Below are 21,254 nucleotides of genomic sequence, written 5' to 3'. Positions count from 1 at the left end.
TTACGCTACCGGAGGATCTTCAAATTTATAGCCCACCCCAACAACAGTTTTAATAAAAGTAGGACTTGCCGAATCAGGCTCAATCTTTTTTCGCAACCTGGCTACATGAGTATCAACCACTCGTTCATCGCCGAAAAAGTTATCTCCCCAAAGTTTATCAATTAGTTGAGTGCGATTCCAAACTCGACCAGGATTACTAACAAAAGTGGTTAGTAAGTTAAATTCTAGGGTAGTTAAGTCCAAAATTTCCGGTTGCTGAGAATTCATCTGGCGACTGGCAGTGCGCTGGTCTACGTCAACGATAAAGTGTTGGGTACGATTGACTTGATTTTTTCCCCCTTGGCGAAGGCTACGCCGCAATAATGCCCGCACCCTAGCTACCAACTCTCTAGGGCTAAAGGGTTTAACCATGTAATCATCAGCGCCAGTAGATAGACCAATCACACGATCGATTTCCTCACCCTTAGCTGTGAGCATCAAAATGTAAGGATCTTTTGTACCCGGTTTTTGGCGAATTCTGGCGCAAACTTCCAACCCATCCAAACCAGGAATCATTAAATCTAGAATAATTAAATCAGGTGGTTGCTCCTGAAACATTCGTAAAGCATTTATCCCATCGCGGCTAATGCGACAAAAAAATCCTTCTTTTTCTAAAGATAATTGGATTAAATGAGCAATTTCTGGCTCATCTTCAACTATTAAAATATCCATTTCAATTAATCACAAAACTTAGAGCAGACAAGGGGTAAAATCCCCTTGTTACAAAGTGGAGAAACTTCTACCAGGGTGGATTAAAGGTTTGAATTTGACGGTGTGCGATAGCTATAGCCAAGATTAGAATCTTTTTGAATGTGTGCTTTAATACTATCGAGGTCAATGAAGCAGTCAGCAACATCAATCAAGCTTTCACTAGTAGTAGTTTGTAGACTCACCACTTCCACCCGAACTCCCATTCTGCTGACAGCGTTCACCGCATAAGCTAAGTCTCCATCGCCACTGACTAAGACCGCAGTATCATAATAAGGAGCTAAAGTTATCATATCTACAGCAATTTCTACGTTCAGATTTGATTTTTTGAAATTCTCTGCTGGTTGCATAATATCTTTAGCTACTACACGATAGCCATTACGACGCATCCACAATAAAAAACCCTGTTGCTTTTCATTGCTGGTATCAACCCCAGTATAAAAGAAAGCCCGCAACAGTCTTGAACCATTGGTTAAATGACAAAGCAATTTAACGTAGTCAATTTCGATGCCGAGTTGTAAAGCTGTATGAAATAGGTTTAAGCCATCAATAAAAATAGCAACTCGACCACGATTCAAGCTATTGATAACTGAACTATCAGATGTAGTATCTTGTATTTTAGGCTCTTTACTTTTGACCGTAGTATCGCTCAAATTTTGCCCTTGCCAATGTGGTTTAGTTTTGAGTACTTTAGGTTCCTTAAATTCATTTCTTTGTTTGCTAAAATTAGTTATAATCATTGATACCTCTGATTTTAAAGATGGTAAAAGTTTTGTGTAAATTGTCTATAGTATAGTCTGTGCTAATTTATAACCCTAGCAGGTAATGGTCTTGAATCACTACATGCAGATAAAGTTAAATGGTGCTAAAGCAGATTCAAAGTAGACATCCAAAGGTTTTTCAGTGTTGTTAGGGTTGGTTTGATAATATATTGCTTCTGTCCACAGATATGTTAATCTTTACCCACCAAGACAGCAAGAGTTTGGAGAAAATAAATCTTACTACCAGGTTAGGCGCAAGAATCCGCAAACGTCATCTATCTATTTTTATTTTAACTCTGAGTTTTAATAACCTTACAGCAAGAAGTTGAAAGTTATCGCAATCTCAGGACGCTCAAATACTGTCAGACTAATAATGTAATATGCAATTGCACCTCAAAAGGTAGGTTTTTTAAGGTATTTGGATAATCTTTAAAAGACAATTTTTATCTAAATGAGGGGATGTTCAAGCTTAAATAGTCAGAAAAGGCTGATGGAAATACAAGATTCCCGACTTCTTTAAAGAAGTCGGGAATTTGAGTTTTAGTCCTTAGCCAACTTATTATTAGATGTGTAGTAAACCTGACTACCAGTATCAGGTACAAAATGACAGCTGATACATGAATTCCATAATGACTTCCAAATTGGTTCTTCCGATTTGTGGAAATACTCACCCATCACTGGTTTGATTGCCTCAGTTGCCTTCAACAAATTGTAGTGAGGGATGTTAAGGAATATATGATGAGCAACATGAGTACCGATATCGTGATGAATATGATTAACCAAACCATAATCACGGTCAATACTAGAAATTGCACCTTTCAGGAAAGTCCAATCTTCTCCACGATACCAAGGAAGCTCTGGCTCAGTGTGGTGCAAAAATGTCACCAAATCTAGCCAAACTATAAACACAAGGTAGGGGACAGCGTAATATTTCAGCAACCACATCCAACCCCATTGGGAGGTGAGGAAACCCAGTAAACCTATCATCCCAATCAAAAGGACAGTGCTAGTAATAACATCCCATTTTTCCGAGGGCTTGAAGAGTGAACTACCGGGCAAAAAGTGGGAGCCTTCTTTATTAGGAGAACGCTTAAACAAATACACAGGATAGGCCAATAGAAAAACATAATATCTGCCTATCTTTTGTGCTAAAGGCATCTCCTTATATTGTGATTCGCTTACTGGATACCAGCTTTCATCGTTATCGATATTACCAGTATTTTTGTGATGGGTTCTGTGGCTAATCCGCCAACCATGATAAGGAACAAGTATTGGTGTGTGAGAAAGATGTCCAATCAAATCATTGAGCCATTTATGCTTAGAAAAAGATTGGTGTCCGCAGTCATGACCGACTACAAACAAAGCCCAAAACATCGTTCCTTGCATTAGCCAGAAAATCGGAAAGAAAAGCCAAGAATCCAGGTAAGAAGCAACTGCATAAAGCAGACCGATAATCAAGATGTCACGAAAGAAGTAAAAAAGTGATTTTGTCACATTGGGCTGAAAGCATTCAGCAGGAATTGCAGCTTTTAAATCCCCAAGTGTGAAAGGTAATTTAGTCGTATCCTCAGACTTTTCAGAGCCAAGAGGACTGTTGAACGTGATGATGTTTGATGGCACTGGATTCTTTTGATTGGATATAAATTAGAACTTTGATTAGAATGCCCACGATACTAGCGATCGCTAACACACAAGAGGGATAATTTCTGGCAATTTATCTAAAATTTTATTCAGTAAACAATTGCCAGATTTTATTAAAACACAGCATGATAAACGCTCTCGTTGGTTCAAGAGCGTGAGTGTAATCACAGGGCTATTTATTGCTCTGTATAATGTTCGTTGAAAGTCTTATAACCAACGTCAGTTGTGTACAGTTGACACTCGTCTGTAATCTGCTTCATTAAAGGCCAAGAAAACTGACACTCATCATGGAGATAAGGCCCCCAATTTTCTTTGATGCTGCTGTAAGCTAGCCGCAAATTATAAGAAGGAATAGCGGTGGAAATATGATGAGGGACATGAACATTGATATCGTGGCACAGGATTTCTACCCAACGCGGATAATCGCAATGAATAGTGCCAGATAACTGTGCTAGAGCCTCATTCCACTTATTCGCTGTCGCAAAAGGAACATCTGCGGCAGTATGGTGAACAATAGTAAAAGTACTCATCCAAAAATGGTAAACCATCCAGGGTACTAGCCAGAACTTGACAAATCCCCAGATACCAGTTGTAGCGATCAGAAGCGGAAAAGCGATCGCAGCAAACACAACTACTACAGCCACAGAAAGCTTGATGCTGGATTGGTCTTTAGTTTTGAAGTTCCGCCAATCAAAATGCACAACAGCCCAATGTCCAATGGAACCTACCCACCAGAGGCGTTTACGCATAAACAGCTTAAAAGCAGACTGCTTAGTTGTATCCCAATTTTCAAACACTTCTGGTCTGATTGGATGCCAAGCATTGTCCTCATCCAGCTTGTTGGTATGGGCATGGTGATAATTATGCTTAACGCGCCAACTGTGAAAAGGGTAAATTAACGGCATCATGAAGAAGTGCCCCACCAAATCATTTACCCAACGACGTTTGGCAAAAGACCTGTGACCACAGTCATGGCCAATTACAAAAAAACCTGTTAAAGCTGTGCCCGTAAAAATCCAGGCTAGGGGCAAAAGAAACCAAGGAGTGATGATCAGGCTGTAATAACCCAAGGCAACTGCTAAGACACTGAGTATGACTTGTGTCCAAGCTTTGCGACGGTTCTGCTGAAAACATTCGCGTGGCAGGGTTTTGATAATATCTTTGAGCCGGAAGTCGGAATTGCCTGGCTCGTCACTTAATTTTTGGCTGTTAATTATTGATGTAGTCATGAACACCTGAAAAACAACAAGATCCTACACCAAGTCACAAAAAAGTAACTTGCCGCAAAAATTCTTCACATTAGCGCTTCGGATTATAGCAACCTAACAGACACAAGCGCACCCGTAAATAGACTTTTGAAAAGTTAGTAGTTAGGAGTGATGAGTTAGGAGTTTAGATTCTCAACTCACACCGAATGTGAATTAGAAATGCTTCTTGTGGCATCAGGATTTCTGTGTCTACCCAAAATCGGGGTTTGAGAAATCGACGGCAAAATAAAAATTCTCAAGCCTGATTCACATTGAACGTAATTCCTAACTCCTGTAGAGACGCGATTAATCGCGTCTCTACTCCTAACTACTTTTTGCTGGGGCCAACTTTACATTAGTAGCCAGACCAACCGCCTGTAGCAATTGAACAGTCATCCAGGTTAAATCGATTTCCCACCATTCCAGCCCATGACGAGCTGAGTATTGAAAAGCATGATGGTTATTATGCCAGCCTTCACCGAAAACTAGTACGGCTACCCACCAGCAATTAGTCGATTTATCACCAGAATCATAGCTCTGATAGCCAAACTTATGAGTAGCGCTGTTCACCAACCAAGTGCAGTGATAAACCCAGACAATGCGAACAAAAATTCCCCAGATAACGAAAGGCCAGCCACCTAGGAGCAAAAGTAATACACCTAGAGCAACCTGAATCAAAATGAAATATTTTTCTAAAAACTGATAAACTGGGTCTTCTGCAATATCTTTGGTGAAGCGAGGAACATCAGCGTGAGCTGGACAATAATGAGTCAGCCAACCCATGTGGCTCCACCAGAAGCCTTTATTAGAATCATGGGGATCGGTGTCAGTATCAGAGTTTAAATGATGAATTCGATGTGTCCCGATCCACTCAATTGGGCCTCCTTGACAGGAGAGTGTCCCGAAAAAAACCAGGAGATACTCTAGCCACTTGGGAGTTTGAAAACTGCGGTGGGTCACAAGGCGGTGAAATCCTAGAGTAACGCCTAAACCACCAGTCACCCAGTACAGCAAGAAACCCACACCAACTGCTGTCCAGCTAAAGTTACCAGGAACAAAAGCAAATAAAGCGCCGATGTGCAGTCCAATGAAAAACAGGGTATTAACCCAGTTAATTTTAGGTTTGGTTGAGGTAGCAATTGTCATGCGATAACCTGAATTTGAATTTTCCCGCCTAGTATGTGCGATCTTAAAATCCGCATATCTATAATTTAATTTTTTTTGAACGAGGAACTGATGAACAGCTTAGAACAGCTGCGGCAAGCAGAACAGGCACTATTAGAAATTTTTTCTGGAATTGACACTCAGGTCAAGCATAATCTAAAACGAGTGCTGGATGCTTTTCGTAATCACCGTGTGGGCGCACACCACTTTGCTGGTGTAAGTGGTTATGGTCACGATGATTTAGGACGAGAAACTTTAGATAAAGTTTTTGCCGAAGTTATGGGTGCTGAAGCTGCGGCCGTGCGGGTGCAGTTCGTTTCGGGAACTCATGCGATCGCCTGTGCTTTGTTTGGTGTTCTCCGTCCTGGAGATGAAATGTTAGCAGTGGTCGGTTCTCCCTACGATACGCTTGAAGAAGTCATTGGTTTACGAGGTCAAGGTCAAGGCTCTCTTATCGAGTTTGGCATAAATTACCGCCAATTGGAGCTAACCCCCGAAGGAACTATAGATTGGCAAGCTTTAAGTACTAATGTGACTGAAAACACTCGTTTAGTGTTAATTCAGCGCTCATGTGGCTATTCTTGGCGGCCCAGTTTATCAATTGCTGATATTGAAAAAATTGTCCACTTAGTCAAACAACAGAATCCGAACACTGTTTGCTTTGTGGATAACTGCTACGGCGAATTTATTGAAACAAAGGAACCTACAGCCGTAGGTGCTGATTTAATGGCGGGGTCACTGATTAAAAATCCTGGTGGCACAATTGTCAGCGCTGGCGGTTATGTCGCCGGTCGCGCTGATTTAGTGGAAGCATCCGCCTGTCGCCTCACTGCTCCCGGTATCGGTAGTTATGGCGGTGCTACTTTTGACCAAAATCGCTTGTTATTCCAAGGCTTATTTCTAGCGCCGCAAATGGTCGGAGAGGCGATGAAAGGGACTTATCTGACTGGTTATGTATTTGACAAACTAGGTTATCCAGTAAATCCCGCCCCCCTCGCTCCTCGTGGTGATGTGATTCAGGCGATTAAACTTGGTTCTGCCGAAAAGCTAATTGCTTTCTGTAAAGCTATACAACAGCATTCTCCCATCGGTTCTTACTTAGATCCTATTCCAGATGAAATGCCGGGGTATGAAAGCAAGGTAGTGATGGCTGGGGGTACATTTATTGAAGGGAGTACTTTGGAATTATCGGCTGATGGGCCTTTGCGTGAACCTTATGTGGTTTATTGCCAGGGGGGAACTCATTGGACTCATGTAGCGATCGCACTAGAAGCTGCGATTAATGCAATAGGAAATGCTGGTGATTGATTACAGCATATATTCCGCAGGGCATCAGGTTTATTGAGAAATTAGTCAAATGCGATCGCATTTGCTACTTTTGCGAACACATTTGCTACTTTTGCGATCGCATTTGTTACTTTTGCGAACACATTTGCTACTTTTGCGATCGCATTTGTTACTTTTGCGATCGCATTTGTTACTTTTGCGAACCCATTTGTTAATTCGGCGATCGCATTTGTTGATTTTGCGAACCCATTTGTTACTTTGGCGATGTCTACGGCTGGCTACGCCTACGCATTTGCTATACTACTGTTCTACTGATCCCATGATAATATCGATACTACCCAAGACTACAACCAGATCGGCAACCTTCACGCCGCGTAAGATTTTGGGTAATACTTGCAAGTTATTGAAATTTTTTATTTATAGTTTTGTCTAGGAATGGATTTCAGAAAGCCCTGGCTTGTTTCGAGAAAGGTACAAGTAAAAGGCAGTAGTTGACTGTATCGCTGTACTAGGCTACATAGCGAGTCAAAGTAAAAAGGGGAACAAAAGTGTTGTTCCCCTACGAAGGCTTTATATTCTAGGCGTTGCTGAATTAAAGTATGAATAACGAACCGCCTTCTCTACGAGAGGCTTCCGCCAACGCGCAGCGTCTCGTAGAGAAGGCGCAGAGAACGCAGAGAGAAGAAAGAGATGCTTAACTGAACTGTATTGCGCCATATTCTATGCAATCGAAAGCAGCTATAAGTTTTTAGCGATACCTTCTCTACGAGACGCTACGCGAACGGTGAGCTTCGCTAACGCAAAACCTCAGATAACTGCAAATCAGTTTTCGTCTCGCCCGTGAACTTGAGCGGGTGGACTGGTTGCCTCAACAGCAGTAAATGCTTCTAGGATTTTGTAAGTATGGCTGGCTCCTTTGGGTACAACCCAAGAACTTCCAGGCTCTAGTAAAATTGTTTGCCCTTCAATATGCAATTCTGCACGGCCAGTGATTACATAACCAACAGTTTCATATTCCCGTGCTGTTGGCTCTTTAGGTTCGTTCGGTTGCTCATTCTCCCACAGGCGCATAGAAATGCTTTTGCCAGATGCAAGATATTTCTGACCAAGTTGACCTTTAGGCGAATGACTAGAGTCTACTTTGATAACGGTTGTATCAGACATAATTTTTTGCCTCTTTATATTTTTAACTTTGGGCATTGGGAAGAGGACTTGGGGACAAGGAGAATTGGGGACAAGGGGAAAGACTTGTTTCAAGTTCTCACCTCTTGCCCTCTTGTCCCCTTGTCCCCTTGTCCCCCTGTCCCCCTGCTCCCAATTCCCCATTCCCAATTCCCCACTAAGGTTTGAGTACAACTTTGATGCAGTTATCTTTCTTGTCTTTAAAAATTTCGTAGCCGTGGGGCGCTTGTTCTAGAGGTAATCGGTGGGTAATGACAAAGGTTGGATCGATTTCACCATTTTGAACGTGTTCTAGCAAGGGTCGTAAATACTTATGGACATGAGTTTGTCCCATTTTTAAAGTTAGACCCTTATTCATGGCAGCGCCCAACGGTACTTTATCTACAAAGCCACCATAAACCCCTGGAATTGATACATGACCACCCTTACGACAAGACACAATTACTTGCCGTAATGCCGTTGGACGGTCTGTTTCTAGACGTACTGCTTGCTTTACTTGGTCGTATAACGCCATGAAATCTGTACCGTGTGCTTCCATTCCCACTGCATCAATGCAAGCATCAGGGCCACGACCCCCAGTCATTTCATTGAGTGCTTCGCCAACATCCACTTCTTCGTAGTTAAGGATTTCAGCTTTACCGTATTCTTTAGCCATTTGTAGGCGTTCGGGAACGCGGTCAATGGCAATCACACGTTCTGCACCAAGAAGATATGCGCTTTGAATAGCAAATTGTCCGACTGGGCCACAACCCCAAACAGCGACAATATCACCGGGTTGAATGTTGCAGTTTTCAGCAGCCATATACCCAGTAGGGAATATATCTGTTAAAAATAGCACTTGCTCATCCGTCAAACCATCAGGAATTTTAAACAAACCCACGTCTGCAAATGGCACCCGTGCATACTCTGCTTGACCACCTGCATAACCGCCGAATAAATGAGAGTAGCCAAATAGACCTGATGGTGAATGCCCCATTTGCTTTTCTACCATCCAAGCGTTGGGGTTAGAGTTGTCGCATAGTGACGATAAATCTCGATTGCAAAAAAAGCAGTTACCGCAGGAGATAGTGAAAGGAACAACCACGCGATCGCCTATGTTCACATTTTTAACTGCACTTCCAAGTTCTACAACTTCCCCCATGAATTCATGACCAAGGATATCGCCCTTTTCCATTGTGGGGATGTAGCCGTTGTAAAGATGCAAATCAGAACCACAAATTGCCGTAGATGTAATTTTAATAATGGCATCGCGTGGGTTAATAATTTTAGGGTCGGGAACTGTTTCCACCCGCACATCGTTTACTCCATGCCAGCAAACTGCCTTCATAATTATTTAGTCCTTAGTGATGATTTCTGTCTCGTTAATATCAAGATAAAATACTCGAATTAACCTATTGGGAGACGCGATAATCATCGCGTCTCGGTAATAGATCAAAGCTTATTCGACAATATATGAGTCAAACAATTAGACTCAAAATTTGTTACTAATCTAGCTTCTATCTCTTAGTTGTTTGCTAGCAGGATTTTGGTAATAACCTTCTTTATCTCCGGCTTGGTTTTTTGCAGGATCAAAAAACTCTTTTGTGGCTCTAGGAGTTTCTTCATCCAAGTTTAACTTTTCCCGGATATTATCAGCAGCGCTTTTTAACGGATTTTGAGCGTTTCTTATTTGGGTATCGTTTCTTGATTGGGTATCATTTCTAATTTCACCTTCATCGGGTGTTCCTTTGTAATAAATACCCTCTGGAGTTTTAACAGTATCAGCTTGTGCTACATTAACGTAGCTAAAAGCCTGACCAAATAAAAACATAAATCCTACCAAAAAAACTACAAAAATTTGGGAAATACGAATATTTCTTAGCGCTGAAATTACTCGACTCATAAAAAACCTCAATTGCATTATGTTAGGTGGATAATTCAAAATACTGAATAACTATTCAGCATTCAGCTTTAAGAATAACTTTGATGTAGTTATCCTTTTTTTGTTGAAAAACATGATGAACGTAGGGTGTTTATTCTAAGATCACGACCACCAGTCATCTCTTTCAACGCTTTGCCAGTATTAACTTTTTAGTTGGCAAACTTTTTCGCCATCATTTTCAGGCGTTAGGGAAAGCGATCACTCTTTCGCCTCCCATTATGTAGGTACTAATCACGTCTCTAGCCCCACATCATTAACCACCATTCCAGCAGACTTTTCATAGTCCTTAATCATTAGTGATTCGCTTAGGCAAAATCAATGACAAATGACAACTAACTACTTGCGTCCAGAAGGTTGACCTTCGGTGGTGGCGATTTCGCCTGTTTCCATTAGCATCTTGAAGCGGCGCAATTCATCACCAATTTGTTGTTCTGGTTCTTCACCAAAAAGTTTAGCTACGGTAGCTCCCAATGCTCCACCGGGTGGATTATATTCCAAAACAACCTTAACTTCTGTGCCGCGATCGCCTGGTGCTTTTTTGAAGCGAACAAAACCAGAATTATCAACGTCTGCACCTTCTACAGAAGCCCAAGAAATAAACTCATTTTCCCGGTCTTCGAGAATATCTGCATCCCATTCCACGCTGTTACCCAAAGGTGCATTGGCTATCCAGTGAGAACGTTTTTCGTTGTACACATTGACAGATTTGAGATGCTTCATAAATGTGGGCAGATTCTCAAAGTTGTGCCAAAAGCGATACAATTCTTCTGCCGATTTGTTAATTGTTACCGTCTTTTCAACTTTGATGGGTTGGTTGATACCAATTGCTTCTTGTGCTTGCTGGATTGTGCTTTGTTTAGTTGCACCTTGATAAATCAAACCACCACCTGCTAAAGCCGTCAGCGCTCCCCGCAATGAACCTTGTCTTAAACCCATCAGCACCATCGCACCACCACCAATCAGAGATGCCCAACGCTCCACTTCACTAGCTTCAGCCTGGCTGGTACTTAATTTATCACCTGATGTTGAAGTCACTTTTTTATATCTCCATCACAGTAATTATCCATAGAGGCGCAAATATCCTCTTGTTCCTATCTCTGTGTTATTTGCGCCTCTGCGATAGCCGTCTAAGTTCAAAAAACTTACATTGACACTGCCGCGCCTGTAGTCGGCTTAGGAGCCTGAATCTGACTACCTATCCGCGCCCGATACAGTTCTACTAATCGCTGTTCGTATTTCAATAAATCGTGATAAATTTCTTTGAAAATAGCAGTTGCTACTGGGTCAGTGAACATCGCAGACAAATTACCAATATCGCCAATACCAGTTTGCACATCACCTAAAGCAGAACGTAACTGATATATGTCATCACTTCCTGTAAAGGCAGTTTTTACCTTGGCATACTGATTAGCAATATTTGCTCCCAAAGAGCGTTTTTCGCCCAAGTGATGAATATAGGTTTCTAACTTTTGAATATGGCGCTGTTTATTTGCAATTATTTCTTGAAAGACTGAGTTGACTTCCCTATCTGATTCTTTTTCCAAATATTTCTCAAATGCTTCTAGCGAATAACGCTCACCAGCAAGGGCATTATTTAAACCTCTGGTAATATCACCTTTAGTTGAGCCACCCCAAGCATCAGCTAGCTTCCACCATTCAGCACTTGTATCTTTCTCATTTGGTAATGCCGCATCTTTGCCACCATAACCCAAACGGCTCAAAATAGCTGTGGTGAAAATTGGCAAGTCTCCAGGTTCACGAGATGTAATCAAATTCCCGTCAACTACCACCGACTCATCTAGATATTTTGCGCCAGCGTTAATCATATCCTTGGCAATAGCAATAAAACCAGTGGCTTGTTTACCTTTGAGGAAATCGCCTTCAATTAAAACTTGTGGCCCGTGGCAAACCGCAGCGACTAGTTTTCCTTGTTGTATAGCTTCTTGGACAAAGCGTACTGTGTTGAGGTTGCGCCGCATTCTGTCGGGAGCCATCCCACCAGGAATTATCACCGCATCGAATTGGGCTGCGATCGCTTCTGTTGTAGTACCATCAGCTTGAATACTAAGTTTGCCGCGTTTACCCTTATATTTTTCATTCATTCTGGAACCAAGGACTACTACCTCTATTCCAGCTTGTTTTAGTCCATTATAAGGAACTGTAAATTCTGCATCCTCTACTGCCTGTTCAATCAGGATAGCAACTTTTTTCTTCCCGGAATGATTGTTATGGTCAGTCATAGATTATATTACCTGTTTGTTTCTAGTATTTAACTAGTAAGAATATTCATCAATTAGGAAAGTTAAAAATCCTGAATTGTGAGCTTGATTTTTTTTGATTGCCTATTATGCAGTTACTTCACCTGTTGATGAAATAGCAAATAGTTCTTCATAATCGTGAGAGAAATAGGCGTGAAGTGCAGCAAATTTTTCTGGGCTAATAGCATTTTGCAATACAGCAAATACAGCCCGAACATGAATTGCAGCAGTTGTTGGTTCGATGTTTTCTTTTTGGCTTGCACGAGCGATAAATTCCTGCAAGTTAAAGGATTGAACACTATCTCCTTCTCTGCCTCGCAAATAATTGCCTAGTTGTGGAGGCAAATTTTTAGCTATTTCTTCCGCATCATCACCTGCTATCCGTTCTTTTAGAGTTTCTAGTGTGGCACGGGTAGCACGTTCTGCTTCTTCACGAGAATCTGATTGGGCAAGGCTTTGTACATGTGTAATGAACTCGTTGTATTCCACTGTCTACCTCCGCTTCCCAAAATTATTGAATGTTTTGTTATTTAGCATTCAGGTAGTTAAAAGCATTAGTCTAAAATTAAAATGGAGCAACTTCTTATTCTTCCTATTAATAAAAAAATAGTTATGAGTGAAAACTGGGCTACTGAATTATTTCGGTTTGACAAATTCTCACTCATAGCTAAAAACTTCAACTACAAGTTGCTTGACCATGATTTCATAACTCCAATGGTATGGTGCGATCGCTAGTTTAGCTTCGTACTAAGGGGATAGATTCTTTTATTTCTAAAGCTATACATCTCTAGTAAGATAACTTCGTGACAGGAAAACGTTATTGTGAGAATGCAGAAAAAAGGCTAGTATCATGGCAAAAAAAAATCATAATGACGAAATTCAAACCAATGATTTGCCACAGGAAATTACCGAATCCTATGGTACTGGTGTGAAAGAGTTGCCAGGATACAATATTGGTGGACGTTCAATCAAAGCAGAAAGAGACGAGTACACAGAAACTAGTCCTGAACTGACTGGTGGGGATGTTGATGCTTATTGGCAAGATGCAGATGCAGTTGGGGATGAAGCTGTTGGTGGTAGTACTGCAACTCCCGATAAAAATGTAACTGAGGAGCTAGAAGCGGCAGTAGGCCTAGAAATGGCTGATTCTGAGTTTCTGCATACCAATGATATTTTAGAGGATCGTGATGGCGATCGCTGGGAGTTAGATCCAAAGTCTTCTGAAGATTATCAAGAGCGGGGAGAATAAGCTTAATAAAAGCAGAAGCCGTATTTCTACAGTGAATTCACAAATTTGATGTGGCTAAATTGGGCAGTGCTTAGAAAAGCACTGTCACAACAAAACTAATCATCTATCTATCGAAATATATCTCGAAAATCTCTCAATTTGGCAGCATTGAAATTGCCAAGTTTTTACTTTGCTTTTCCCAAGCATTATTGTAGCTTTTGATATAGCAATCCGCTTTGATTTATGTTCGTGCAACGTGGCGTAGACATAATTATTTGCTTATGAGGAAATAGGCAAGAAGTTTATTTGAGTTGGATTGAATGTTTTCATAAATCAAATATGAGTTTTATCGAAGAAGAATTCAGAATTCAGGAGCCAGAATCCAGAATCGATTCTGTGCGACCGGATGAAGAATCGAGGTTTAAAACCCCCGATTTTAAGACGCTCGTTTGTGGAGTGTGCCGTAGGCAAGACTCGCTTTCCGCGTCGCTATCGTGGAGAAGAAAAAATTCTTTCCTTGCTGAAACCCCTGACTTGACTGCTGGGGTATTCTTAATTCTGTTAGCGTAGCGGGGCGAAGCCCATTCTGTCTTCTGACTCCTTCTTATATTGCATTTGCATCTAAGTTTAATTCTTCTTTCTAAAGTGAGACTATACTTTCCCCGATTTATGTTTTGTTTATAATTATTCTTCTTTCTGATTTTAATACCTATGTCTTCAGTAGGGTAAAACGTTAAATGTACATTTGATACCTTTACTAATAGCACTGATAAATTGCAATTGGAGTTCATAATGACATACACACAAACTAGCGATCCAACTATTCGCGAACATGTTCAGGCTTGGCAAAAATTGGATGTGGATCAACAACTGGCATTGTTTTGGTTCATTTACAAAGAAATGGGTGGTTCAATTACGCCAGCTGCTCCTGGGGCCAGTACTGTTTCTCCAGAAATCGCGGAAGGTTTGTTTAATCAAGTTAAGGAATTATCTCACGAACAACAATTACAAGTTCAGCGTGACTTGATTAATAAAGTAGATACCCAAATTTCTCGTGAATATGGTTCTTTGGGTGATACCACTAAGTTACTTTTTTGGTATCGATTGTCTCAAGGTATGGACAATGGTACTATCATTCCTGTACCGTCTGATTATCAACTACCCTCAGAATCTAAAGCGTTATTTGGTAGAATTCAAGGATTAAGCTTTGAGCAACAGATCACTCTTTTCCGTGATTATGTGTCGCCAATGGGTGCTGAAGCAAAAGCAGGTGCTGAAATTTAGTAGTTTTTAATTTTTTAGGCTGCTTGAGGTTATCTATTTAGCCTCTAAATGAGGATAAGATGGTTGTTATAGCAAGTTTATTTACTTGCAAAGTTCTGTATAAGCATCTATCTATACCTCTTTTTTGAAAGTTTTTTATATCCGCCAGTCGCTTAATATAAATTTAAATTTTGATGACTGGCGGGTTCATTTTTTTCTTGATAAATAAACACAGAGTAAAAATAAAACTTTTACCCTGTGAGCATTTATTTCATGAGGTCAGTTGCACCCTACAGTCCTAACGCCCTTTGTTTTGTACTCAATATATTAAAAGTAATTATATTTGAATTAATCTGTCTTTTGGTTGGTTTAAATATGCTTTTTTTATATTAGGCTCTATCTTTTTATAGTTTTTTATCTAAAATTAAATGCTTAAAACTGATTGAGATATCAAGATGGACAATTCAATTTTTTACATCGGAGATTTAATGAGTTTTTTCATATCTTATACCAAATTATATCTATGATAAACACAAAAATGTAACTAATTTACCATTAGCTATTATGGCTCATAAAGATATTAATTCATGAGAGCCATACGTCTCAGCTTTTAAAGGTTTAAATAGAGTCGATTGCTAAACAGTCTTCAAAGCTATTTAATACTTAACCTATGATACAACACCGACTAATAGAAGAGATATATTGCTAACAAAACTCCAACAATTTTAAGTAATAAGAATAGCGAAGCATACGTAAATTTGTAGCTATTTGCTTGACGAAAATTGTTAGCGACAGAAGAGACTTACCAAAATTAAATAATCTTCCCTAGTTCTGTTGATTAGTAAAGCCATAGTCTAACTGGTTCCAAGCAAAATTATAATTTTCACTTAAAAATTTTGAGTTAATTACCTTGAGGTTGCTTATGACTTCTACAAACGTCAACTTTTTAGAACAAAGCGTATCAAAATTTCAGCGTTTGGATGCAGACGATCGATTGACTGTCTTAGCCTTACTTTATACTGAAATTTGTGATGAAATTCCATCGCTCTGTCTCAATAATGTACCAAATGAAAACACTGCAAATTTAGTTGCACAAATTCAAAACCTGCCACAGGCGGAACAGTTGTTTGCTTTGCGTCAGTTGCTAAACAAAGATGAAGTAGGAGAAACAGCAATTCTTACTGAAGAGTACGCTTCAATGAATGCTGATGATAAATTGGGTTTTTGGTATCAATTAGCCCAAAACTTGGGAACTTCAATCATCGGTGTCCCAGATGACTATATACCTTCTGAAAAAGCTACAGAAGTAGTAGATTTACTTCACACACCAAACATTGAAGATTTAGTGACTTTCTTCAAGCGAATACTGTAACAGTTTTGAGTTAAGAATCAAAGGTGGGGCATAGGCTCACCTTGAGGTTTAAAAGTTGGGAAAACTTCTGTTTTTACAGCAGTTTTTATGTATTTAAAGCACATTTGAGGTAAGGAGGGGCACAGCAATGCTATGCCCCTACTACGTGGTTTATTTACTAGAACTTATGCCAAACTACACGTGGTAGGTGCAATTCATGAATTGCTCTGAAAATAGCTGTAAGTTAATTCTTATGGTGTCTTTTTCTTCGATGTCTGGGTGACTGGAGTTTAGACTAAAAGCGATATGAGAGAACGCAAACCAAATGGAATTAGAGGTTAAAAATATTATCTTGTCAGCCTCAAAACATCCGCGACCTTGAACAATTATTGTGTAGTATGTTTGCAGAGAGAATAATACAATAATGATAATCATGAAAATGGTGGGAGAGAAACGAGCGACGCTCGTTTCTCTCCCACCCCCTCCCTATTCGATTATCATTATCAGATAGAGATTAGATGGGGAATGATTAAGAAAAAAAGGGGTGTCTGATTGAATACAGTCCCCCTTTTGGCAGAAAGTGAGAAAAGAACTACCATTACTCACCTGCCAACATGAAAAATGCCAGACTTGAAGAGTTTCGTCAAGTAGCCTACAAATATTTAGGTAGAGCCAAAGACGCGACCTTTGAATTAACAGATGCCATATTACTGACTCGCAATGTTTATTCATTAGCAGACTTATCTTTATCACCCGTATTCAGACGCAAGTGGTCAAGTATTTATGAAGCGCTACAAGATAGCAGACCGCAGCGACAGAAATTGATGCAGTTATACATCAAACAGATACCAGTAGAGGGACGACCCTTGTTAGCAGGCGACCACACAAACTGGCCTCGCCCTGATGCAGTAACGCTGCAAGAGAGGACTTATGAGCATAGTGGCACATCCATAGCAGAAAATAAACCGATTAGCATTGGTCAAGGATATAGCACAATTGCCTGGATACCAGAAAAATCAGGTAGTTGGGCCCTACCCTTGAGACATGAACGGATCACAAGTGGCGAAAGCCCAATTCAGAAAGCGGTTTGGCAACTTAAACAGGTGTGTAAACATTTAGCCGTTAGACCAATTTCAGTTTGGGACAGTGAATATGGGTGTGCGCCTTTTGTGTTGAAAACTGCCAGTATTCCCGCAGATATTCTGGTAAGATTGCGCTCAAATCTTTGTTTATGGGGGTGAACCTGAAGCTTATTCGGGTAAAGGACGACCCAAAAAACACGGGTCTAAATTCAAACTTAGTGAACCCGCGACATGGAGTGATGCAGAATCTGTTTTAGAATTGGATGATCCGAAACTACAACGGGTAAGAGTTAGCCTCTGGAAAAATTTACATTTCCGTAAAGCGGCAGCGTGTCCGATGCTACTCCTGCGGGTTGAACGTCTCAATGCACAAGGTAACTTGAGAGTGTTAAGACCTTTGTGGTTGGCTTGGGTAGGAGAAGAAATGCCACCTGTGGAGGAAGTTTGGCGACTTTATTTGCGTCGTTTTACAATTGACCATTGGTATCGCTTTTTAAAACAACGTCTACATTGGACTGTTCCCAAGCTAGGCACTCCTAAACAATCCGAGCGGTGGAGCGACTTAATGCCTTTTATGACTTGGGAGTTGTGGTTAGCCCGTGATATCGTTGCTGACAATCCTCTACCTTGGCAGAAATCTCAGGGTAATTTGACCCCTGGAAGAGTTGCTCAAGCTATGGGTGGAGTTTTCGCCGCCATTGGTACTCCAGCCCTTCCACCCAAACCTCGCGGAAAGTCCCCTGGTTGGGAAGCCGGAAAAAAGCGTCACCGTAAAAACCGATGCCCGATTGTTAAAAAAATCGTAACACGACCACGTAAAGAGCCATCAGTTGCGGTTTAATACTAAAGATTATTTATAATTTCGCTAAGTCTCTAATTAACTCAGCCCTGCTGGGTCGTTTTGCATAGCTTAGTCTAAACTCCAGTGGGTGAGGATATGTGATGTTTCCGCTCTGGTTACAAGCGGGTTTTTGGGGTTTAGTTGGCGGTTCAGCGCTGCTGTTAGGTTCCGCAGTGGGTTACTATGCCAAAATTCCTCAACGAGCGATGTCTAGCGACAAGCCGCTGACGCGTCTACGCCGCAGTGATGGCTTTTGGTGCAGGTGTGCTAATTTCAGCACTATCGTTTGAACTCATGGATGAAGCTTACAAGCGTGGTGGTTTTGACTCAACAGCTATTGGTTTTGTGAGTGGTGCAGCCATCTACACCGTAGCAAATTGGTTTTTAGCTTATCAGGGTGCTAAACACCGCAAGCGTTCAGGTGAACAGCAACCATCTGAAGAAGATCAAGGTGGAAGTGGACTAGCGATTGCAATAGGCGCATTACTCGATGGTATTCCAGAATCGATTGTAATTGGTGTCAGCATGATTGAGGGAGGAGTTGTCAATTGGGTAACAGTAGCGGCTGTTTTTCTCTCTAATGTTCCAGAAGGACTTTCCAGCGCTGCTGGTATGAAAAAAGCAGGACGTTCAACTACTTACATTTTCGGTGTGTGGGGAGGAATTGCCATCATCTCTGGTATAGCAGCACTTCTAGGTTATGCTTTGTTCAGTCACTTCTCAGCAGAAATTATCGCCGCAACTACTGCTGTAGCCGCAGGTGCTATTTTAGCAATGCTTACAGACACCATGATTCCAGAAGCCTTCGAGCAAGCGCATGATTTTGCTGGAATGATAACTGTACTTGGATTTCTTGCTGCTTTTGTCCTTAGCAAACTCTAAAAGAGACTATTACTGCAAGGCGGAATTCAAAATTAAAAATAGAATATCAGCGTGGGATTTTCAGAGATTTAGAATGGGTGGTTTATTTCCGTCAACCTGCTATGTCATTGCATCGACTGGCAATGTCATTGCATCAACTCGCAATGCCAATACATAAACTTCCAATGTCATTGCATCAACTCGCAATACCATTGCATCAACTCACAATGTCAATACATCGATCTGCAATGCTATTGCATCAACTCGCAATGCCAATACATCAACTTGTAAAAATTAGCATATTAGGGACTTCCAAATAAAAAAATATCCCAAAGTCGATAGCAAAATTCTCTCTATTTCTCTTCACTCTGTGTTCTCTGCGTCTCTGTGGTTTATTTCGTAGAAATCCCTTATGCAGCAACTTTAAAAAACTTGTGTGTACACCGTAGCCGAAGCAGAGAGAGGCTTTGAGTATTACTCGCCTCCCCTACGTCCTTCCTCTATCGCAAAACCGCTTGATAGCGACCTAACGCGATTAAAGGAAAGTATTGTTGATACAAGTGATATTTGAGATAAAAATGGCAAGGGAATCCAGTCCCTGTAAAGTCCGCCTCAAACCAAGTACCATCAGATTTTTGAGTTGCAACTAAATAGCCAATTCCTTGCTCAATAGCCTCAAGAGCGAATTTACCAGTTGCTTCACCTGCTGCCAAGAGGCCAATTAAAGCCCAAGCAGTTTGAGATGCAGTACTATTTCCTTTTCCTTTGAGACTGGGGTCATCATAGCTGCGGCAAGTCTCACCCCAACCACCATCTAGGTTTTGACACCCCACTAACCAAGCTGCTCCTCGTTCTATACTGAGTTTATGCCTTTGAGGATCAATTAACGCCAAGGCTGACAAAACGCCACTGGTTCCGTAAATATAATTTACACCCCAACGACCAAACCAACAGCCTTCGCTTTCTTGTTCGCGTAGAAGATAAGTTAGCGATCGCTCCAAATTATCACTATCAATTGACAAATCACAAGCACCAAGCATTTCTACGACTCTAGCCGTAACATCTGCGGTATTTGGATCGATCATGGCTTTCAAGTCGCCATAAGGGATGGAGTTAAGCCAATCTTGATCGTTGTCCAAATCAAAAGCAGCCCACCCGCCTGGTTTACATTGCATAGATGCAATCCAGTTTACCGCCCGTGCGATCGCAGCCTGCTTAATTTTTTCATTGGGGAGTTTCGCCAAATGTAAAGCCATCACCACCACTGCCGAGTCGTCTACATCGGGATAAAACCGATTATCAAACTCAAAAGCCCAAGCCCCTGGTTTTCCTTGGCGATTTTTTACAGCCCAATCTCCATAATCTAAAATTTGTTTTTGCAACAACCATTCGCCAGCCTTTACCACGGCGGGATGATCTGGTGCAAAGCCAGATTCTACTAAGGCACGCATCGCCCAAGCTGTATCCCAAACCGGTGAAACACAGGGCTGGACTCTATAACTATTTTCTGTTTCAATGGCAAAGTTATCAATTGCTTGCAAACCTCGTTCTACAATCGGATCACTGCGGTCATAGTCCAGACACCGCAAAGCTAGCATTGAATTCAACATCGCCGGAATAATGCCGCCCCAGTCGCCTGTAGCTTCTTGCCGTTCTAAAATCCATTTTTCGGCTGCTTTGATGCCTTCTTCACGGAAGGGGACTAAATTCAGGCTTTCTGCCCACTTGAATCCTTGATCGAGGGTGAGGAATAAATCTGTCCAATCGCCACTTTGGGGCAATTCCCACCGGACTTGATCAACACCTTCAGCGTATAGCTCATCTAGGTTGATAGTTGGGTCAGTGATAAAAACAGGTTTGCGATCGCATACAATCAGCAACGGCACAGTACTGGAACGTGCCCAGCTAGACATTTCGTAGATATTAACGGGGAAAGCTTTGGGCAACAACATTATCCAAGGCGGTAGCGAGGGAATACCGCGCCAGTTGTAGCAGCCAATCAAGGCTAAGTGCAACTTGGTAAAAATCCGAGTTTTGCTGATACCACCCCGTTGGAGAATAAAAGCTTTCGCCCGAATCATTGCCGGATCGCTTGCTGGTACACCTAGCAGTCTTAGCGCCATGTAAGCTTCCACTGAAGTGCTAAGTTCTCCGCCATCACCGTAATAAAGTTCCCAACCGCCATGCTGTCGTTGCTCTTGACGCAGATATGCTTCAACTTTGTGCAAAGGCCTAGTTTCGTCTGTTCCCCAAATCTTATGCAAAAGGACGGTTTCAGCAGTAATGGTGACATTAGATTCTAACTCTGCCCACCAGTAGCCTGCTGGATTTTGAATCGAAAGTAAATATTGTTGACTGGCTGCGATCGCTTCTGCAATTTGATTGACTTTTACCCTGTCTTGTGTTTGCATCAAATCCTA

The 21,254-nt window shown here is 41.3% G+C and carries 19 protein-coding genes and 2 pseudogenes; 8 read left to right on the top strand and 13 right to left on the bottom strand.

Features of this window, described 5'->3' with window-relative positions; translation table 11 throughout:
* From FD724_RS12580 to FD724_RS12560, 5 genes are all read right to left on the bottom strand, one after another.
* Window positions 1–711, bottom strand: coding sequence for a response regulator (locus FD724_RS12580; protein ID WP_179072862.1), 711 nt, complete (start codon window positions 709–711; stop codon window positions 1–3).
* Between the two features lie 80 nt (window positions 712–791).
* Window positions 792–1,487, bottom strand: a complete 696-nt coding sequence (locus FD724_RS12575; RefSeq protein ID WP_114084327.1) for an NYN domain-containing protein — start codon at window positions 1,485–1,487, stop codon at window positions 792–794.
* A 561-nt stretch (window positions 1,488–2,048) separates the two neighbouring features.
* On the bottom strand, window positions 2,049–3,128 hold the full coding sequence (locus FD724_RS12570; RefSeq protein ID WP_179072861.1) for a fatty acid desaturase: 1,080 nt from the start codon (window positions 3,126–3,128) through the stop codon (window positions 2,049–2,051).
* A gap of 197 nt (window positions 3,129–3,325) precedes the next feature.
* On the bottom strand, window positions 3,326–4,378 hold the full coding sequence (locus FD724_RS12565; protein ID WP_179072860.1) for a fatty acid desaturase: 1,053 nt from the start codon (window positions 4,376–4,378) through the stop codon (window positions 3,326–3,328).
* A gap of 342 nt (window positions 4,379–4,720) precedes the next feature.
* Entirely contained in the window at window positions 4,721–5,542 is an 822-nt protein-coding gene (locus tag FD724_RS12560; RefSeq protein ID WP_114084324.1) for an acyl-CoA desaturase, read from the bottom strand.
* Window positions 5,543–5,632: 90 nt separating this feature from the next.
* Between FD724_RS12560 and FD724_RS12555 the strand changes: the two genes are divergently transcribed.
* Window positions 5,633–6,868 carry a methionine gamma-lyase family protein gene (locus FD724_RS12555; protein WP_179072859.1) on the top strand — a complete coding sequence of 412 codons (1,236 nt, stop codon included), beginning with the start codon at window positions 5,633–5,635 and terminating at the stop codon, window positions 6,866–6,868.
* Between the two features lie 279 nt (window positions 6,869–7,147).
* Here the strand turns inward: FD724_RS12555 and FD724_RS12550 are convergent.
* The 7 genes and pseudogenes from FD724_RS12550 to FD724_RS12520 form a co-directional block, all read right to left on the bottom strand.
* Window positions 7,148–7,258, bottom strand: a pseudogene (locus tag FD724_RS12550) (hypothetical protein); the annotation flags it as partial.
* 411 nt (window positions 7,259–7,669) lie between these two features.
* Entirely contained in the window at window positions 7,670–8,011 is a 342-nt protein-coding gene (locus FD724_RS12545; protein ID WP_114084321.1) for a cupin domain-containing protein, read from the bottom strand.
* Window positions 8,012–8,186: 175 nt separating this feature from the next.
* Window positions 8,187–9,356: a zinc-dependent alcohol dehydrogenase gene (locus FD724_RS12540; RefSeq protein WP_179072858.1), complete on the bottom strand. Its 1,170-nt coding sequence runs from the start codon at window positions 9,354–9,356 to the stop codon at window positions 8,187–8,189.
* Window positions 9,357–9,518: 162 nt separating this feature from the next.
* On the bottom strand, window positions 9,519–9,950 hold the full coding sequence (locus FD724_RS12535) for a hypothetical protein (RefSeq protein WP_256874545.1): 432 nt from the start codon (window positions 9,948–9,950) through the stop codon (window positions 9,519–9,521).
* Between the two features lie 336 nt (window positions 9,951–10,286).
* Complete coding sequence (locus tag FD724_RS12530; protein WP_179072857.1) at window positions 10,287–10,985, bottom strand: SRPBCC family protein; 699 nt, start codon at window positions 10,983–10,985, stop codon at window positions 10,287–10,289.
* Window positions 10,986–11,092: 107 nt separating this feature from the next.
* Window positions 11,093–12,190, bottom strand: a complete 1,098-nt coding sequence (locus tag FD724_RS12525; protein ID WP_179072856.1) for a DJ-1/PfpI/YhbO family deglycase/protease — start codon at window positions 12,188–12,190, stop codon at window positions 11,093–11,095.
* A gap of 105 nt (window positions 12,191–12,295) precedes the next feature.
* On the bottom strand, window positions 12,296–12,697 hold the full coding sequence (locus tag FD724_RS12520; protein WP_163927510.1) for a DUF2267 domain-containing protein: 402 nt from the start codon (window positions 12,695–12,697) through the stop codon (window positions 12,296–12,298).
* Window positions 12,698–12,820: 123 nt separating this feature from the next.
* Between FD724_RS12520 and FD724_RS40805 the strand changes: the two genes are divergently transcribed.
* The 7 genes and pseudogenes from FD724_RS40805 to FD724_RS12495 all read left to right on the top strand — a co-directional run bounded on the left by FD724_RS40805 (window position 12,821) and on the right by FD724_RS12495 (window position 18,855).
* A complete protein-coding gene (locus tag FD724_RS40805) occupies window positions 12,821–12,943 on the top strand; it encodes a hypothetical protein (RefSeq protein WP_256874544.1) in 123 nt (40 codons plus the stop codon).
* 115 nt (window positions 12,944–13,058) lie between these two features.
* Complete coding sequence (locus FD724_RS12515; RefSeq protein WP_179072855.1) at window positions 13,059–13,457, top strand: DUF6335 family protein; 399 nt, start codon at window positions 13,059–13,061, stop codon at window positions 13,455–13,457.
* Between the two features lie 771 nt (window positions 13,458–14,228).
* The gene (locus FD724_RS12510; RefSeq protein ID WP_179072854.1) at window positions 14,229–14,720 is read left to right on the top strand and encodes an orange carotenoid protein N-terminal domain-containing protein; all 492 of its coding nucleotides are present in this window, start codon (window positions 14,229–14,231) and stop codon (window positions 14,718–14,720) included.
* Between the two features lie 901 nt (window positions 14,721–15,621).
* Window positions 15,622–16,071, top strand: coding sequence for an orange carotenoid protein N-terminal domain-containing protein (locus tag FD724_RS12505; RefSeq protein ID WP_179072853.1), 450 nt, complete (start codon window positions 15,622–15,624; stop codon window positions 16,069–16,071).
* Window positions 16,072–16,664: 593 nt separating this feature from the next.
* A pseudogene (locus FD724_RS42045) lies at window positions 16,665–17,973 on the top strand (NF041680 family putative transposase).
* 101 nt (window positions 17,974–18,074) lie between these two features.
* Window positions 18,075–18,263, top strand: coding sequence for a hypothetical protein (locus FD724_RS40325; RefSeq protein ID WP_199346288.1), 189 nt, complete (start codon window positions 18,075–18,077; stop codon window positions 18,261–18,263).
* The gene (locus FD724_RS12495) at window positions 18,220–18,855 is read left to right on the top strand and encodes a ZIP family metal transporter (RefSeq protein WP_218651520.1); all 636 of its coding nucleotides are present in this window, start codon (window positions 18,220–18,222) and stop codon (window positions 18,853–18,855) included. Before FD724_RS40325 ends, FD724_RS12495 begins: the two co-directional genes overlap by 44 nt.
* A gap of 479 nt (window positions 18,856–19,334) precedes the next feature.
* On the opposite strand, the gene shc is transcribed toward FD724_RS12495, so the two are convergent.
* On the bottom strand, window positions 19,335–21,245 hold the full coding sequence (gene shc / locus FD724_RS12490; RefSeq protein ID WP_179072852.1) for a squalene--hopene cyclase: 1,911 nt from the start codon (window positions 21,243–21,245) through the stop codon (window positions 19,335–19,337).
* Window positions 21,246–21,254: the final 9 nt, after the last annotated feature.

The organism is Nostoc sp. C057 (assembly GCF_013393925.1).
Classification (GTDB): domain Bacteria; phylum Cyanobacteriota; class Cyanobacteriia; order Cyanobacteriales; family Nostocaceae; genus Nostoc; species Nostoc muscorum_A.
The sequence above is the reverse complement of the archived record's forward strand: the minus strand, read 5'-3'. Positions and strand labels throughout refer to the sequence as shown.

Bases quoted from the DNA above. Each gene is read 5' to 3' on its own strand.
- FD724_RS12580 (WP_179072862.1), bottom strand. From the start codon at position 711: ATGGATATTTTAATAGTTGAAGATGAGCCAGAAATTGCTCATTTAATC.
- FD724_RS12575 (WP_114084327.1), bottom strand. From the start codon at position 1,487: ATGATTATAACTAATTTTAGCAAACAAAGAAATGAATTTAAGGAACCT.
- FD724_RS12565 (WP_179072860.1), bottom strand. From the start codon at position 4,378: ATGACTACATCAATAATTAACAGCCAAAAATTAAGTGACGAGCCAGGC.
- FD724_RS12560 (WP_114084324.1), bottom strand. From the start codon at position 5,542: ATGACAATTGCTACCTCAACCAAACCTAAAATTAACTGGGTTAATACC.
- FD724_RS12555 (WP_179072859.1), top strand. From the start codon at position 5,633: ATGAACAGCTTAGAACAGCTGCGGCAAGCAGAACAGGCACTATTAGAA.
- FD724_RS12545 (WP_114084321.1), bottom strand. From the start codon at position 8,011: ATGTCTGATACAACCGTTATCAAAGTAGACTCTAGTCATTCGCCTAAA.
- FD724_RS12540 (WP_179072858.1), bottom strand. From the start codon at position 9,356: ATGAAGGCAGTTTGCTGGCATGGAGTAAACGATGTGCGGGTGGAAACA.
- FD724_RS12525 (WP_179072856.1), bottom strand. From the start codon at position 12,190: ATGACTGACCATAACAATCATTCCGGGAAGAAAAAAGTTGCTATCCTG.
- FD724_RS40805 (WP_256874544.1), top strand. From the start codon at position 12,821: ATGAGTGAAAACTGGGCTACTGAATTATTTCGGTTTGACAAATTCTCA.
- FD724_RS12515 (WP_179072855.1), top strand. From the start codon at position 13,059: ATGGCAAAAAAAAATCATAATGACGAAATTCAAACCAATGATTTGCCA.
- FD724_RS12510 (WP_179072854.1), top strand. From the start codon at position 14,229: ATGACATACACACAAACTAGCGATCCAACTATTCGCGAACATGTTCAG.
- FD724_RS12505 (WP_179072853.1), top strand. From the start codon at position 15,622: ATGACTTCTACAAACGTCAACTTTTTAGAACAAAGCGTATCAAAATTT.
- FD724_RS40325 (WP_199346288.1), top strand. From the start codon at position 18,075: ATGTTTCCGCTCTGGTTACAAGCGGGTTTTTGGGGTTTAGTTGGCGGT.
- FD724_RS12495 (WP_218651520.1), top strand. From the start codon at position 18,220: ATGGCTTTTGGTGCAGGTGTGCTAATTTCAGCACTATCGTTTGAACTC.
- shc (WP_179072852.1), bottom strand. From the start codon at position 21,245: ATGCAAACACAAGACAGGGTAAAAGTCAATCAAATTGCAGAAGCGATC.